The organism is Myxococcus sp. CA039A (genome assembly GCF_013336645.1).
Taxonomy (GTDB): Bacteria; Myxococcota; Myxococcia; order Myxococcales; family Myxococcaceae; genus Myxococcus; species Myxococcus llanfairpwllgwyngyllgogerychwyrndrobwllllantysiliogogogochensis.
Genome location: NZ_JABUMQ010000001.1, coordinates 38887 through 54454, shown reverse-complemented (window position 1 = coordinate 54454; position 15568 = coordinate 38887). Strand labels below are relative to the sequence as shown.

Sequence of the window (15568 nt, the reverse complement as noted above, 5' to 3'; positions counted from 1 at the left end):
AGGCCCCTGCGCGCCGACGCCCGGGCTAGCGAGGACCCACGAGGTACATGCAGGTTCCCGACGAGGGGGGCGGGGTGACCTGTGAGAACCACGGCGGGCAGCCCGAGCCCATGCTGCCCACGGTCATGGACGTGCCCAGGCTCATCCCCGCCATCCGCCAGATGACGACCTGCCCCGAGCTCGGGTTGTGCCAGGCGATGTCTGGGATTCCATCGCGCGTGTAGTCCGCGGTGGCGCCGACATAGAAGGCCAGGGACATGACGGGCAGGGGAAAGGAGCCGATGATGGCGGTGTTGTTCATTCGCCAGATGTCATTCTGGCCCGAGGTGCGGTGGCGCCAGAGCAGGTCCGTCCTCCCATCTCCGTCGAAGTCCGCCGCGCCCACGATGTACCAGGGGAGCGCGCGAGGAAGCGGCGTGGAGATGCCGATGGGCGTGGGCCCGGACATGTACTGGTAGAAGAACTGCCCCGTGGAGCGGTTGTGCAGCACCAGGTCCGTCTGCCCGTCCATGTTGAAGTCTCCGGACGCGGCGACGTACCAGCTCGACGACGGGAGGACGCCCGAGATGGGCGCCATGCCGAGCACGCTGAAGGAGCTGTTGAGGAAGCGGATGGCCGTGCCGGCCGACGCGGGCGTGTGGAAGACGAGGTCCGGGTCCGACGTCGGTCCGCCGAAATCGGAGGCGGCCTGAACCACGAGCGACGGCGACACGGCGGGCATCACCGCCGTGGCGGCCAGGGAGGGGCCGGCCATGATCCAGGTGAGCATGTTGCCCGTGGACTGGTTCCTCCACAGCAGGTCGGAGTTCGGGTCGCCATTGAAGCTCACGACATCGCCGAGGATGGCCTGGGACTGGGTGCCCTCCGGCGCGACGCCTTCGTCGAGCGTTCCCTCCGGCTCGCCACAGCCCAGGACACCTCCAGCAAGACACAACGTCAGCACGGTCTTCTTCATGTTCAGCTCCCCCACGGGTGACTGCTCTTCGGAAACGGCGTGACTACACGGCCACGGCCTCGGTAATGCTGAGCGCCGCCGGCGGGGTCGGCGATGCGCTGCGCGGAATGCACGGTGGGTGAAGTCATGGCGCGCATCTTGTCCCATGCTCCTGACGCGAAGCCAATACATGCACATACCCTCCGTTTTAGTTTGGAGTGTCTCAATGCGTCAGTCGCCATCGCCGGGAGAACTCCTCGCGGTTGCGCTACCGCCGTGAAATGTGTCGGCACTGCGTACTCCCTTGCACACCTTGCATGGCGCCGACGTCACAGCTGGATGTCGCCGCGACGATTCCGGCCGCGAACAGGGTCAGCCTGTTGATGGGTCTGGGCGATGGCTCGCTCGCGGAGAGGCAAGACGTCGTCCTGGAGGCGATGCCCAGGGGGCTCGTCGCGGGGAAATTCAACGCCGATGACAGACTCGAGTTGATGGTGAGCCAGGACGGAAGTGCTCCCCTCAAGCTCCTGACGATGACCTGTCTTCCCTGACGCAGCGGCCGTCCACGACTCTTGAACGCCGCCCGCGAGTGGCCCCGTTTGGGGGAACGAACGACGCGTAACGTCTTCGTTTCGAATCTGCTTGCCGCGATTTCGCGTGCGCTGATATGTAACGAGTCGTTGACATATGAGTCCTCGCTCCGCCCACGCCCACCTGCCCACGTCTTCGGGGCCGTCCACGACGCTCGACGCGGTGTTCTTCGCGCTCGCCGACAGCACCCGGCGGGCGCTGCTGGCCCGCCTGCGGGGCTCCGAAGCGACCGCGGGGAGCCTCGCCACGGGCTTCGCGATGACCCGGCCCGCGGTGTCGCGCCACCTGCGCGTGCTGCGCCAGGCGGAGATGGTCCGCGAGGAGCGCCGGGGACGCGAGCGCGTCTACACGCTGGAGCCGCTGCGCCTGCGGCTCATCAGCGATTGGCTCGATGACTACCGCGTGTTCTGGCCCGCGCGGCTCCATGACCTGAAGCAATTCATCGAGTCGATGCCCGACGACGACGCTCCAGGCCCACCCCAGGTCCCGGTGCGTCGCGCCCCACGTTCCCCGAAGAGGAGGCCCCGATGAGCCCGTCGTTCGAGCACGAGTTCACCTTCAAGCTGCCGGCTCCACCCGAGCGGGTCTACCGCGCACTGACCGACCCGGCCGAGCTGCGTCACTGGTTCGCCGAGCACGCCGAGGTCGAGCCGCGCGTCGGTGGGGCCTACCGCTTCTGGGGCAAGGCCACCCTCGGCGCGCCCCGCGAGCCTGGCCGCGACCAGGTCCTGACGGCGCTCGAGCCCGGCCGCGAGCTCAGGTTCAGCTGGACGATTCAAGGCGTCCCGACCGAGGTGAACTACACGCTCCAGTCAGGGGAGGGCCCGGACGCGTGTTCACTGGTGATTCGCCACGCCGTGCGAGGGCAGCTGCCGTTTCGCCAGCCGCGTCACGTGATTGACGACTTGTGGCGCATCCACACCGGGAACCTCAAGGACCACCTTCGCGAGGGCATCCAGCTCACGCTGCCCGACTTCAGCAGCAATACCCCCGAGGTGCGCGCGTCGATTGAAATCGCCGCGCCGCCCGCGAAGGTGTACCGCGCCCTGCTCGTCCCCGAGCTGATGAACCGCTGGCTCTTTGGCGCCGCCCGCGTCGACGCGGAGCGCGGTGAGATTTCCTACGGATGGAACTACACCTGCGAGGGCAGGTCCGTGGCGGGCGGCCCCACCCGCATCCTCGAGAAGGTCGAGAACGAGCGCCTGGTCACCGATTGGACCGACTGGCGGGGTGAGCCGGACAAGCCGATGACGCGCGTGACGTGGCTGCTGGAGCCCCTCGCGGAAGGGCGCCACACGCGCGTCACCGTCATCCACGACCGCTTCGAGCTGCCGGTCGACCGCAGCGACTACCAGCAGGGCTGGGCCGGGTTCCTGCGCCACCTCGGCAAGGTGGCCACCGACGCGAGCTGAGTCCGTCGGCGAACCTCGAACGCCGCCCGCGCGCGGGCACCTCCCACGGGCGGGCGGCGGATGGATGGAAGACAGCGGGCCTCAGAGCTCCGTGCAGTTGAGCGCTATCTTCCGATGCTCCAGCGCCTGCCGGATGCCGCTGTAGACGACCCCGTTCGACGCGAGCCCCACGTGTTCGACGAGGTTGTCCTTGCAGAAGTCCTGCACCGTCACGTTGCACTGCAGCGCCTCGCCCGAAGGGCTCGTCCGGTCACAGTTGTCCATCTTCCCGTTCGAGTTCGCCTTGGTGAACACGTCATGCAGGGTGTTGATGTTGGTGTAGTAGACGGGGTCGTTCGGCGGGCGCGTGTTGATCTCCGCGATGAACGCCGAGCCCGCCTTCATCTGCTTGCAGGGCAGCGGGTCCGCCGCGGTGCCGGTGCAGTTGAACAACAGGCGCGCCACCAGGGCGAGCAGCGGGTCGTCGTCGGTGCCCTTGTGGGGCGTGCCCAGGCTGATGATGCTCTCCACCGACGCATTGCCGAAGTCACGCACGTACGCGCGGGCCACCGCGCCACCCTGGCTGTGGCCAATCAGATGGACCTTGCTCGCGCCCGTCTGGAGTAGCACGTCCGCCACCTTGAACTTGAGCTGTCGCGCGCTCTCGTGAAGGTCAATCAAGCCGCCGCTGGGCAGTTCGAAGAAGAAGCGCTGGTAGCCATCCCTGTCCAACCGGCTCTCCAGCGTCCAGTACAGGATTTCGCTCGCCAGGGTGCCGCCGACGATGACGACCGGATTCTTGCGCGCCGTCGGAGTGGGCGAGGGAGTCGGCGTCGGCGCGGGAAGCGGTGTGGTGGCGGGGACGGTGGTGATGCCGCAGCTCAGCACGCTGGCCTGTGCGCTGCCCGGGTTGCTGATGAGCGGCGGGTCCGCGCCCCAGCAGGACCAGGCGCCGTCCGCCTGGGGACCGTGCTGCACCATGAACTGCGCATGCGCGGAGCCATTGCCGGCATAGGAGAGGTCGCAGCCACCACTGATGACCTTGCCCGTGGCGGCGGCGAGGGCGCGGGGATAGGCCACGCCCGTGGTCTTCACGCCCTGGCTCACCGCGCAGCGCAGCGCGGGCTTCGGTGTGAGGAGGGCCGCCTGCGCGGGGTCCACCGCGAGCTGACACGCGACGAGTGACGCGGTGACGGTGGCATCCTGTGGATGGTTCGGCGGGTCCGCGGCCTGGCAGCGCCAGCCCTTGCCATTCGCCGTGGGCTTGGAGACGACGACGTTCTCCGCGTGGATGGAGCCATTCATCGCGTGGGAGGAGTCACAGCCGCCGGAGACGACGACATAGCCCTCGGTGGCGAGCTGTGGGGTAAGGGACACCTCCGCGAGCGGGTTGCGCGAGGGGCCCGTCTTCGAGCTGAGCGTCTTGCACTGCAAGCGCAGGCTGCTGACGTTGGGCGCGCTGGCCTTGCAGAAGGTGACGGAGGCCTTGGCCCACGCGGGATTGATGACGAGCGCGGGGTCGGCGCCCTTGCACCGCCAGCCGAAGTCCCCGTCGGGAGCGTTCTGCACCATGACCTCGGCGTGCGCGGAGTCGTAGCCGAAGCGCGACACCTCGCACCCGCCGCCCACGCGAACGTAGCCCTGTTGCTGTCTGGCGAGCGGCACGGAGGCCACGGCCTTCGGATTGGCGCCGAGGCCGGTGGCGGGAGCGCGCTCTTGAATCGTCTGACAGTCGAAGGTCACCTGCGCCGAGGCCGTCGTGCCCACGAGCAGGAGCGCGGCGAGGAGGACTCCACGTGGGCCATGTGCGGGGCTCATCGCGTCGCCTCCGGGGTGGAGGTGCGAAGGTCCTCGGAATAATGGCGACGGCAAAGCCGCCTCACAGAGCGCGCCAGCGCGTGCGTGGCGGTGTGAAGCGGAATGAAGTGGGGCTGCGTCATGGAGTCACTCTCCCTGCGGCGGCGAGCCAGGGCCACGCCGCACGCGGGGCGGTGATCTGCAAGCGCTGGACCCGTGACAGGGATGGACTTGTCCAAGAGCAGGGCGGAGCGATGTTCCTCACGCCAACAATCGAAGACAGTCAAAACGGACGCGTCACGGACACGTCAGCGAAGCCGCGTGACACGTCAGCCCGGAATGGACAGCCATGACTCGGGACAGGCCGGCTCCTGGTCTGCCTGGACCCATCCCGGGACACTCCGGACACGCCCCGTGTTGCCGAGAGCGGGCTCCACCTGCGAGCCCGCTCCCGTGGCGAAACCTCAGCCGCCCAGCTCGACGTTCTCGAGCACTCCGAGCGCATCCGGAATCAGGAGCGCCGCGGAGAAGTAGGTGCTGACGAGATAGGACGAAATGGCCTTCTCGCTGATGTCCATGCGGCGCACGGACAGGCCCGGCTCGACTTCGTCCTGGAGCCCCGTGCGGTGCAGGCCGATGACGCCCTGGTCCGACTCACCGGTGCGCATCACGATGATGGAGCTGGTGCGCTGCTCGGTGATGGGAATCTTGTCGCACGGCAGGATGGGAACGCCGCGCCACGCCATCGCCTTGGTGCCCTGCACGTCCACCACCGTCGGGTACAGCCCGCGACGGGTGCACTCCCGGCCAAACGCGGCGATGGTGCGCGGGTGGGCCAGGAAGAAGCGTGACTTGCGGCGCCGGCTGAGCAGCTCGTCCATGTCGTCCGGCGTCGGAGGGCCGGAGCGCGTGTGGATGCGCTGCTTCAGGTCGGCGTTGTGCAGAAGGCCGAAGTCACGGTTGTTGATGAGCTCGTGCTCCTGCCGCTCCTTCAGCGCCTCAATCGTCAGCCGGAGCTGCTGCTCCGTCTGGTTCATCGGCCCGTTGAACAGGTCCGCGACACGGGTGTGCACGCGGAGCACCGTCTGCGCCACGCTCAGCTCGTACTCGCGCGGAGCCAGCTCGTAGTCCACGTAGCCGCCGTGCAGTGACGGCTCACCGGAGTGACCCGCGGCCATCGGAATCGCCGCCTGCCCCATCTTGTCCTGGGGCTTCTTCAGGCGCTCCTTGTACCGCGCGACGTGCGCCTGCAGGGCAGGGGACTGCTTGATGAGGTCCTCGAACACCTGCTGGGGCAGCGCCAGCACCGTGCAGGCCGTGGTCGCCTTGACGCTGAAGCTCCACTGGTCGTTCGACTCCACCACCGCCTGGTCACCGAAGTGGTCGCCGTCCGCGAGCACGTCCAGCACCAGCTCGTCCCCGTACTTGCCCTTGCCCAGCTTCTTCGCCTTGCCGTGGGCCAACAGGAACACGTGCTCGGCGGGAGTCCCCGCCTCGACGATGGACTCGCCGGCCTTGTACTCCTTCTGGACGAAGCGGCTCGCCAGGGCCTGGAACACCGCGCTGTCACCCTCGAAGCCGCGCAGCAGCGGCAGCTTGTGCAGCTCCTGGGCGGGCACTTCCACCCGGGCGCCCACGTTGCCGAAGTTGAGCCGGTCGTCTCCCACCGAGTAGCTCAGGCGACGGTTGACGCGGTACGTGCCGCCCGTCACCTCCACCCACGGCAGCATGCGCAACAGCCACCGGGGGGTGATGCCCTGCATCTGCGGTACGGTCTTGGTCGTCGTCGCGAGCTGCCGAGCACCCGCCGTGCTCAAGCTCGTCAACTGCGAGTCCATTCCGCCGCCTGGATTGTTTGGGTTCGTCATGGCGTCGGGCTTTCGTTACTCCGAGCGGCCAATCTCGACGCTCTCCAAGATGCCCAGCGCGTCCGGGATGAGGACGGCGGCGGAGAAGTACGCGCTGACCAGGTAGTTGATGATGGCCTTCTCGTTGATGCCCATGAAGCGGACAGAGAGGCTGGGCTCGATTTCGTCCGGGATGCCGGCCTGGTGCAGACCGACGACGCCCTGGTTCTTCTCACCCGCGCGCATCAGCAGGATGGAGCTGGTGCGGGAGTCGGAGACGGGAATCTTGTTGCACGGGAAGATGGGGATGCCGCGCCAGGCGGGCACCATGTTGCCGTTGAGCTCCACGCTCGTGGGGTAGATGCCCCGGCGGTTGCACTCCTGGCCGAAGGCGGCGATGGCGCGCGGGTGCGCCAGGAAGAACGACGGGTCCTTCCACACGGTGGAGAGCAGCTCGTCCATGTCGTCCGGCGTCGGAGGGCCGGAGCGGGTGTGGATGCGCTGCTTCAGGTCGGCGTTGTGCAGCAGGCCGAAGTCGCGGTTGTTGATGAGCTCGTGCTCCTTGCGCTCCTTCAGGGCCTCCACCGTCAGACGCAGCTGCTGCTCCGTCTGGTTCATCGGCTCGTTGAAGAGGTCCGCGACGCGGCTGTGAATCTGGAGCACCGTCTGCGCGACGCTCAGCTCGTACTCGCGCGGGGACGTCTCGTAGTCCACGTACGTGCCCGGCAGCACCGGCTCGCCCGTGTGGCCCGCGGCCAGCTCGATGGCGGCCTGGCCCGACGTGTCCTGCTTCTTCTTCGAGCGCGCCTTGAACTGCTCGATGTGCTTCTGGAGCGAGGGCGCCTGGGCGACCACCGCCTCGAACGCGGACTGCTGGAGCATCAGCACGGTGCACGCCGTGACGGCCTTCGCCGTGAAGGTCCAGAAGTCCTGCGACTCCAGCAGCGCCTGGAAGCTGTAGTGGTCGCCGTCGGCGAGCACGCCAATCACCGTCTCGTCGCCGTACTTGCCGGCGCCAATCTGGTTCACCTTGCCGTGGGCGATGAGGCAGATGGAGTCCGCCTCCTGGCCCTTGGCGGTGATGACCTCGCCCGCCTTGAACTCCTTCTGCTCGAAGCGGTTGGCCAGGGCCTGCAGCACTTCCACGTCGTCGAACCCGCGCAGCAGGGGCAGCTCACACAGCTCCTGGGGGATGACCTGGACCTTGGCGCCGGCCGTGGTGAACGTCACGCGGCCATCGCCCACCGCGTACGTCATGCGGCGATTGACGCGGTACACGCCACCGGACACCTGCACCCACGGCAGCAGCTTGAGCAGCCACCGGGAGGAGATGCCCTGCATCTGCGGAACGGACTTGGTCGTCGTCGCGAGCTGCCGCGCCGCCGCCGTCCCGAGGCTCAACAGCTGGTTCTCTGCTTCGTTGCCGGGCTTCATCGAGTTCGCCATGAGGGCACCTTGTCTTTCAGAGGTGGGGAGACTGGGAAAAGGTTGGGATTACGAATGAGTCAGGACTGGCGGAGGGCGCTGAACATCGAGGCGATTCGGGCCGCGGAGGTGCCCAGCCCCGTGGGACCGTGCACGTGAGGCATGGGCTTGCGGCTGCCCTTCAGCTCGAACTCCTTGTACCGGTCCACCGTCTGGTGCCAGATGAGCACGCCGGCCATCCAGTTCTGGAGCTTCACGACGTACAGGTTGAGCTTCTCCTGAGCCCGCGCGTCCAGGTTGAAGTTGCGGATGAGTGACGGCAGCTCGGTGGCGACGGTGTGCTGGAACTGCTCCATCCGCGCGGTCATCAAGTCATTGACGACCTCCACTGCCTGGGTGGGCGCCAGGTCCAGGAAGCGCTGGACGACGAGGACGCCGTTGTTCAGCTCGCCCTCGTACTCAATCTCCTTCTGATAGGAGAAGACGTCGTTGGTGAGGCAGGCGTAGTCGGCCGCCGAGTTCTCCAGCGAGCGGATGGGCCGGGTGTGGAAGATCTCCGCCGGAATCGCGTCGCCGTGGGCCAGCCGCGACAGGCTCATGGTCAGGTCCGAGCCGAACGTCTTGCGGCGCATCTCCACATAGTCGACCGGGTCCGGGACGCGGTTCTGTATCTGATTGGCCAGCTCCCACAGCCAGCTCTCCGTCATGTCCTGGATGGCCTTGCGGAACAGGTTACGCGCGTTCGGCGTCAGGTTGGCCGCGGTGCGCGCCCACAGGTCGGCGAGGCCCCGCTCCACCGGGTTCGTCGCGACCGCCGTGCTGGTGGCCGGGTCATCCGGCATGAACGCCGTCAGCCGGGCGTTGAAGAGCTTCGCCCCGGCCATGTCCTTGGTGTAGCCGTAGAAGGCCGGGAAGTAGTCGTCCGCGTAGGTGCCCCAGACGAGCCAGCCCGCGGTCAGGTTCAGCTCGGCGACGGAGGCGTCCGGATGGATGAGCGCGCCGCACAGCGCCACGTCCGCGACGTCGAACTTGTGGTCATCCCAGATGTACACGCCGGGCAGACCGGGCAGCGCGTCCAGCATGCCCATGCGCCGCGCCCACGCCTTGGAGTCCTTGCGCGAGCCGTCCAGGTGGGGGCTGAGCCCCGTGGTGTACGGCATGTAGAACTTCGGTGGCACCAGGTGGCCCACCGGCTGGTAGGGCACATGGGCAAAGCTCTTGAATCGCTTGAGGCCCAGCGCGCCGGGCGACAGGGGGATGCGCAGCGCGGACGTGCGCAGGCCCGGGAAGGGGAGGTTCAGCTCGGCGCCGGGGCCCGAGACGGGCTTCATGTAGCGGCTGGAGCGCAGGTGCCACTCGTGGCCGCCGGACTGCCAGTCCTGGAGCCCTCGGATGTAGACGAGGACATTGGCCTGCTCCACCGGGTTGAGGCCTTGCTCCGCGAAGAGCGAGGGCAGCTCCGTCACCGCCGTGTTCTCGAACTGCTGGAGCCGCGACGTGAGCACGTCGTTGACCAGGTTGGCCGCCGCCTGCGGGTCGATGTCCAGGAAGCGCTCCATGACGAGCACGCCGTTGGACAGCTCGCCTTCCTCCAGAATCTCCCGCTCGTAGGAGAACAAGTCGTTGCGCAGGTGGACCGCGTCCGCGAACGAGTGCTTCAGCACGAGCATCGCCCGGCTGGCGGCGATGCGGTCCGGGACTTCCGCGAACACGGCGTGCTCCACCAGGTCCGCGGACCAGGGCGCCCCGCCCACCTTGCGGCGCATCTCGATGTACTCAATCGGGTTGGAGACCCGGTGCTCACTGATGTTGTCCAGCTCCCACGTGGACTCGTCCAGGAGCGCCTTGGTGCTCTCGAAGAAGCGCTTGCGCCACTCCACCGACTTGGTGGGCACCGTGCGCATCCACAAGTCGGCCAGGCCCGCCTCCACCGGGTTGGTGGGCTTGGGCATGGGCGTGGACAGGTCCACCGGCATGAACTGGGGAAGCCGGTCCAGGTACGCCTTGGAGCCCTCGCGGTCCTGCGGACGCTTGTAGATTTCGAGGAAGTGGTCGTCGAAGTAGAAGACCCAGACGTACCAGTCCGTGATGAGGTCCAGCTCCGGGCTCGGCGCCTCCGGATGGGTGTAGGCGCACAAGAGCGCGTAGTCCATCGCGTCGAACTTCTTCTCGCTCCAGATTTCCGGAGCGCTGCCGTCCTTGGGCGCGCCGATGATTCCCAATTCGCGCGCCCACGCCTTGGAGTGCACCCGGGCTGCTTCGAGGTTTGGATTCAGGCGCGCGGGCCAGGGGACATAGAACTCTGGCAATACAAAAGGATGTTTGTCTCGCGCCTTGGCCATGGGTGCCCCTCGTTGTGACCGGCGCCTTGTAGAGTGTTCAAAAAGATGAATCCACGGATTACTCAACCAAAAGATAAAATCGATGGAACACTGTTAATTCTGAGTCTTCAGGCAGGGTGGGTCCGCACCCGGTGGGGTGATAATGATTGGCTCGTTTTCTCAAGGAGGGAGAGAAATTGAACGACAGTCGTTGATGGGGGAATGAAGTGTTCGTGGAATTGTTGCTTGTGATTGCGCTCGCGCCGGCTTGGCTCGGGCGAAGGGGCCGGGCTAGCGTCACGGCCATGCTCCTCGTCACGCAGGGCCGTGAGCCGCGCAGGCAGTTGCTCCTCAAGCCCGCACCCGGGTCGAAGCAGGTCGTCTCCGCCATCCACGCCTCGTCCGTCACGGTGGAGACGGGCGGCACGACGCGGCGCGCGCCGCCAGCGCCCTCCACGCGGATGACCTTCATCATCCACGTCCAGTCGGTCTCCCCGGAGGGGGACACGCGCTATGACTTCACGCTCGACGCGGTGGACCTGCTCGTCCACCCCGGCACGTCCGAGCAGCACGTGGACGAAGTCCGCAAGAGCCTGGCGTTCCTCCCGGGCCTCACCGGTGCCGGCCTGTCCGGACGGCGGGGCAACACCCTGGACCTGAAGCTGCCCGCCCACCTGGAGCCCCAGCGCCGCAGGGAGCTGCAAGACCTGGCCAAGGCGCTCCAGTTCGTGGGCAACCCCTTCCCCCAGGAAGCCATTGGCCTGGGCGCGCGGTGGGATCAGCCGCTGTATGGCAGCGGCCCCGTGGGGACGCAGGGCACCGGCAGCTTCGAACTCTTTTCATTGGAGGGAAGCCGGGCGGGGACGCGCTTCCTCATCCAGCAGACGTCGAAGAACCAGCCCGTGCCGGCCGAATACCAGACGCGCTCGGACAGCTCCGAGCGGATGATGATCCGCTCACAGACCAGGGGGGAGACCGTCTTCCGCTTGGACAGACTCTGGCCCGCGAGCAGTGAGATGGAAATGCGCGTCCAGGCAGACCTGTCCTCGGAGAAGGAAGACCCGCCCCGCCGACTCAAGGTCATCACCGACGTGAAGGTGCGCCTGGAGGAGAAGGACCGCTGAAGGGGACGTGGGACGTCTTGCTTTGGCGACCCGCCTTCCTGCCTCACACAACTCCTCGCATCGAATCTCGGATAATCTCTTTCGAGTGACGAGTGGACCCGCATTGCGGGCTGGACTCGTGTAGGTCCATGTCCGCCGTGGCGGACTTTCGCGGAGTCGGGGGCATGCGAGTCAACGAGGGCGGTTCCACTCGAGCCACGGGTACAGGGGATTCAGGCGCTTCGAGCGCGGCGGCGGAAGCCGAGCGTGCCGCTCGCGCGGCGCAGCTCGCGGCGGAAGCAGCGGCCCGTGCGGCGGCGGAAGCGGCCCGGGCCCAAGCCGCGCAGGCAGCCCAGGCGCAGGCCCGCGCGGAAGCCGCGGCCAAACAGGCGCAGGAAGCGCTGAGGCAGGCGCAGGCGGCGCTCGCGGAGGCGAAGAAGAAGAACGCGCCCAAGGCCGAGCTGACCCGCGCGGAGCAGGCCGTGAAGCAGGCCACCACGTTCGCCCAGCAGGCCGCGACGTCGGCCCGCAATGCGGGCAACCGGGCCACCAACGCCAGCTCCTTCGTTCCGGCCAATACCACCCAGGTTCCGGCGCAACGGCAGACGCCCGCGGGCCCTCCGGGCGTCACGCCGGGCTACACCCGCGAGCAGGCGGCCAAGGACGCCACGGAGCTGTACCGCGCGACGAAGGGCGGCCTCACCGGCTGGGGCACGGACGAGGCCGCCATCTTCAAGACGTTGGACAAGCGCACGCCGGGGGACATCGCGCTCATCCGCCAGTCCTTCCGGGAGCACTACAAGGAACACCTGGACCTGGTCCTGCGCGACGAGCTGAGCGGTGACGAGCTCACCCGCGTCAACAACATCCTGTCCGGCAACAAGGGCAACGCGGGCGCGGCGGCCATCCAGGAGCAGACGGGCTTCTTCGGGGACAAGGACGCCATCGTCAACACGCTGCGCGACGCCACGCCCGCGGAGCGTCAGTCCATTGCCCGCTCCTTCCAGCAGATGTACGGCAAGGACCATCCGAACATCCGGGCCTCCACGCCCGAGGAGTTCATGAAGCAGGCGCTGAGCCCGCGCCTGGATGACGCCCAGCGCACGCAGCTCAACAGCCTGCTGGACACCACCCGCGCCACCACGCCGGAGCAGGTGACGCAACTGGAGGCGGGCGCGGCGCGCTCCAAGGTGCATGACGCGCTCCAGGGCTTCTTCGGCGCGGACAGCGACAAGGTCTTCGACACGCTGAAGAACCTGCCCCCGGAGCAGAAGAAGGTCCTGCTCGCGGACGCGGCGCTCCAGGCGGAGCTTCAGAAGAAGCTGTCGAAGGAGGAGTACACCCGCGCCCGAGGGCTGATGGAGGACAACCCGGCCGCCGCCAGCGCCGCGCAAATCAACAGCGCGACGCAGGGCTGGTTCGGCGCGGACGAGAGCGCCATCCTCGACGTGCTGAAGAACACCAAGCCGGAGGACATGTCCGCCCTCAAGGCGGAGTTCCAGAAGCAGACGGGCCGCTCGCTGGAGTCCGAGGTCCGGGGCTGGGGCGGCGCGGACACGCAGGTGGGCCTGCGATACCTCAACCCTCCCGCGGCCGATGACAAGCTCGGCCAGGCGCAGGCGGCGGCCGAGCAGCTCCACCGGGCCATGGACGGCGTGGGCACGGACGAGGCGGCGCTGCGCGAGGTGCTGGGCAACAAGTCCAAGGCGCAAATCAATGACATCACCGCCGCGTACCGCGACCTCTACAAGCGGGACCTGCGCTCGGACCTGACGTCGGAGCTGGGCGGGCGCGACAAGTTCGAGATTGTCGACCAGATGTATGACCTGGGGGCCATCGACCCCAAGGCGCCGGATGCGGCGAAGCAGCAAGTGGACCGCCTGCGGGCGCAGCAGCAGTTCGAGCAGAGCGGCGGTCTGGGCATCATCGACACCATCCAGAACGTCACCAAGGGCGAGTCGGACTCGGAGCGCCTGGAGCGCAACCTGACGGCGGCGGAGACGGCCATCGCCACGGGCGACACGTCCGCGGCGCAGCGGCGCACCACGTACGCCACGGACGACGTGAAGGACCTGCAGGAGACGAAGGACAGCACCGCGGACATGGCGGCCACGGCGGCCGTCGCGGTGGTGACGACGGCGGCGGTGGTGGCCACCGGTGGCGCGGCGACGCCGCTGGCCATCGCGGGCTACGCGGCGCTGGGCGCCACGACGCGCGTGGCGACGCAGGCGTACTTCAAGGGCGACTCGCTGGGCATGGACGGGGTCGCCCAGCAGGCGGTGGTGGGCGCCGTGGAGGGCGGCACCGCCGTCATCCCCCTGCCCAAGGGCCTGGGCGGCGCGGGCGCCACGGCGGCCACGGAGACCGTCGAACAGGTCGCGAAGCAGACGGTGGGCCAGCGGCTGCGCAGCACGGCCATCCAGGGCGCGTGGGAGGGCGGCGTCGGCGGTGCGCTGGGCGGCGCGACAGACCAGTCCCTCCAGAGCGAGACGTGGAAGAACGGCCTGCTGCCGGGCCTCCAGCAGGTGGGCCAGCGCGCGGTGGTGGACGGCACGGTGGGCACCGTGTTCGGCGCCGGCGGCGGCGTGGCCATGGACGGCGTGATGCAGGGCGCCGCCCGCCTGACGGCTCCGCGCGAGGTGCCGGTGCTGACGAACCCGGCGCTGGACGGCGGCACCGTGCACGTGCGCTACGGCGACGGGCGGGTGCGAATCGAGGCGGGGCCGGACGCCACGCCCGCGCAAATCCAGGCGCACATGGAGACGGCCCGCACACTCCAGAAGTACGAGGGGCCGCTGGGTCAGGTCCGTCAGCTCAAGGACCGGGTGAATCAGGCGCTCACGGGGCAGCCGGGCTACGGCACCCAGGGCTTCGAGTCCCAGCTCGAGGTGAAGAAGCTCAACGCCATCATCAAGGACCTGGAGGGAGTGCAGCAGCGCATCGACACGCGGCTGCAGAAGCTCAACGGCGGCGGCGAGGTGCCCACGGCGGCGCAGCGCGAGGTGATGGAGCGCGAAATCGCGGACCTGCGCGCGCAGCTCGACACCCACGCCGCGCAGGTGGGCTCACTGGCCCCGGCGCGCGGCTACGTCGCGGCGGAGCAGCTCAGCAAGGGGAAGACGGAGGCGCTCAATCGCGGCTATCCCACGACGGAGGCCGAGGGGCTGCCGAAGGACCACTTCTGGGTGGAGAACGAGAACGGCCAGCTCTACCTGCAGCGCAACTCGGTGGAGAGCGGGCCCCGGAAGCTGTACGAGCCGTCCGGCAAGGAGGCCGAGGGCATCTTCGGGGAGTTCACCGATGCGCCCACCGGCTACATCGAGCCCAAGTTCCCCGCCAACGTCACGCGCCAGGAGGCGTTCGACGCCCTGGGCGGCAACAACCCGAAGTCGCCGTTCGGCGCCTGGGTGAAGTCGCTGGAGGCCGAGGGGCTCATCAAGGACAAGCAGGAGCTGGTCAATCTGCTGCGCGAGTCGCCCGGGGGCCTGTCGTTCGGCACCGTGCGCCACGAGCTGAAGGACAAGTACACCGACCAGCTCCTCACGCGGATGACGGACCCGGCCCGCCTGCGCGCCACGCCCGCCTACGCGGAGGCGCTCAAGGTCACCCAGAGTCCCGAGCAGGCGCTGGTGGCCGCAAGCCACACGGAGATGCTGCGCATCACCCGGGAGCTGGGGCCCGCGGACAAGGGCGCGCTCGCCCAGCGCTGGTACCAGTCCACCTTCGAGAGCACCCGCCACGGCGCCACGGAGGTCACCGTCAGCAAGCAGGCCGCGGCCGACCTCGGCGTCAGCTTCACGGCCAACCGCCGCATCGACGTGCTGGAGCCGGGCACGGTGCGCGAGCTGAAGAACGTCTCCACGAAGTTCGGTGAGCGCGAGCAGGAGCAGTTGATGGACCTGGTCAAGCTCTACGGCAAGACGCTCGACGGGACGGACACGCCCATCGAGCAGGTGGTGGAGACCTTCGTGGACCCCCGGGGCGTGGTGGCCAACTCCAAGTTCCTGCACGACATGTTCGACGGCTCCGGCGGCCAGTACCTCAAGGTGGAGGTCTTCAAGGCCGACGGGACGTCGCTGATGATTGATGCCAACAACCGGGGTATCCTCAACCAGAGTCAGGCGGAGCTCGAGAAGACCCTCGGCATCACGAGGTAGCG

10 protein-coding genes are annotated in these 15568 nt (G+C 68.0%); 5 read left to right on the top strand and 5 right to left on the bottom strand.

Going from position 1 to position 15568, the window contains the following annotated elements:
• Window positions 1-25 precede the first annotated feature (25 nt).
• Window positions 26-955 (bottom strand): VCBS repeat-containing protein, encoded by a 930-nt coding sequence (locus HR086_RS00165; RefSeq protein WP_174464493.1) that lies wholly within the window; start codon window positions 953-955, stop codon window positions 26-28.
• 296 nt (window positions 956-1251) lie between these two features.
• Here HR086_RS00165 and HR086_RS47915 point away from each other — a divergent pair, with 296 nt between their 5' ends.
• The 3 genes from HR086_RS47915 to HR086_RS00150 all read left to right on the top strand — a co-directional run bounded on the left by HR086_RS47915 (window position 1252) and on the right by HR086_RS00150 (window position 2937).
• A complete protein-coding gene (locus HR086_RS47915) occupies window positions 1252-1485 on the top strand; it encodes a hypothetical protein (protein ID WP_217440880.1) in 234 nt (77 codons plus the stop codon).
• Window positions 1486-1621: 136 nt separating this feature from the next.
• Window positions 1622-2056: a helix-turn-helix transcriptional regulator gene (locus HR086_RS00155; protein WP_174464017.1), complete on the top strand. Its 435-nt coding sequence runs from the start codon at window positions 1622-1624 to the stop codon at window positions 2054-2056.
• The gene (locus HR086_RS00150; RefSeq protein WP_174464018.1) at window positions 2053-2937 is read left to right on the top strand and encodes an SRPBCC domain-containing protein; all 885 of its coding nucleotides are present in this window, start codon (window positions 2053-2055) and stop codon (window positions 2935-2937) included. The genes HR086_RS00155 and HR086_RS00150 overlap by 4 nt, the downstream gene beginning before the upstream one ends.
• A gap of 81 nt (window positions 2938-3018) precedes the next feature.
• Here HR086_RS00150 and HR086_RS00145 read toward each other — a convergent pair whose 3' ends face one another.
• The 4 genes from HR086_RS00145 to HR086_RS00130 form a co-directional block, all read right to left on the bottom strand.
• Window positions 3019-4734 (bottom strand): alpha/beta fold hydrolase, encoded by a 1716-nt coding sequence (locus tag HR086_RS00145; protein ID WP_174464019.1) that lies wholly within the window; start codon window positions 4732-4734, stop codon window positions 3019-3021.
• A gap of 443 nt (window positions 4735-5177) precedes the next feature.
• Window positions 5178-6581 (bottom strand): family 2B encapsulin nanocompartment shell protein, encoded by a 1404-nt coding sequence (locus HR086_RS00140; RefSeq protein WP_141641406.1) that lies wholly within the window; start codon window positions 6579-6581, stop codon window positions 5178-5180.
• Between the two features lie 15 nt (window positions 6582-6596).
• The gene (locus HR086_RS00135) at window positions 6597-8006 is read right to left on the bottom strand and encodes a family 2B encapsulin nanocompartment shell protein (protein ID WP_141641405.1); all 1410 of its coding nucleotides are present in this window, start codon (window positions 8004-8006) and stop codon (window positions 6597-6599) included.
• 59 nt (window positions 8007-8065) lie between these two features.
• On the bottom strand, window positions 8066-10327 hold the full coding sequence (locus HR086_RS00130; RefSeq protein ID WP_174464020.1) for a family 2 encapsulin nanocompartment cargo protein terpene cyclase: 2262 nt from the start codon (window positions 10325-10327) through the stop codon (window positions 8066-8068).
• Between the two features lie 284 nt (window positions 10328-10611).
• Here HR086_RS00130 and HR086_RS00125 point away from each other — a divergent pair, with 284 nt between their 5' ends.
• Window positions 10612-11430: a hypothetical protein gene (locus HR086_RS00125; RefSeq protein ID WP_174464021.1), complete on the top strand. Its 819-nt coding sequence runs from the start codon at window positions 10612-10614 to the stop codon at window positions 11428-11430.
• Between the two features lie 164 nt (window positions 11431-11594).
• Window positions 11595-15566 (top strand): annexin, encoded by a 3972-nt coding sequence (locus tag HR086_RS00120; protein WP_174464022.1) that lies wholly within the window; start codon window positions 11595-11597, stop codon window positions 15564-15566.
• Window positions 15567-15568: the final 2 nt, after the last annotated feature.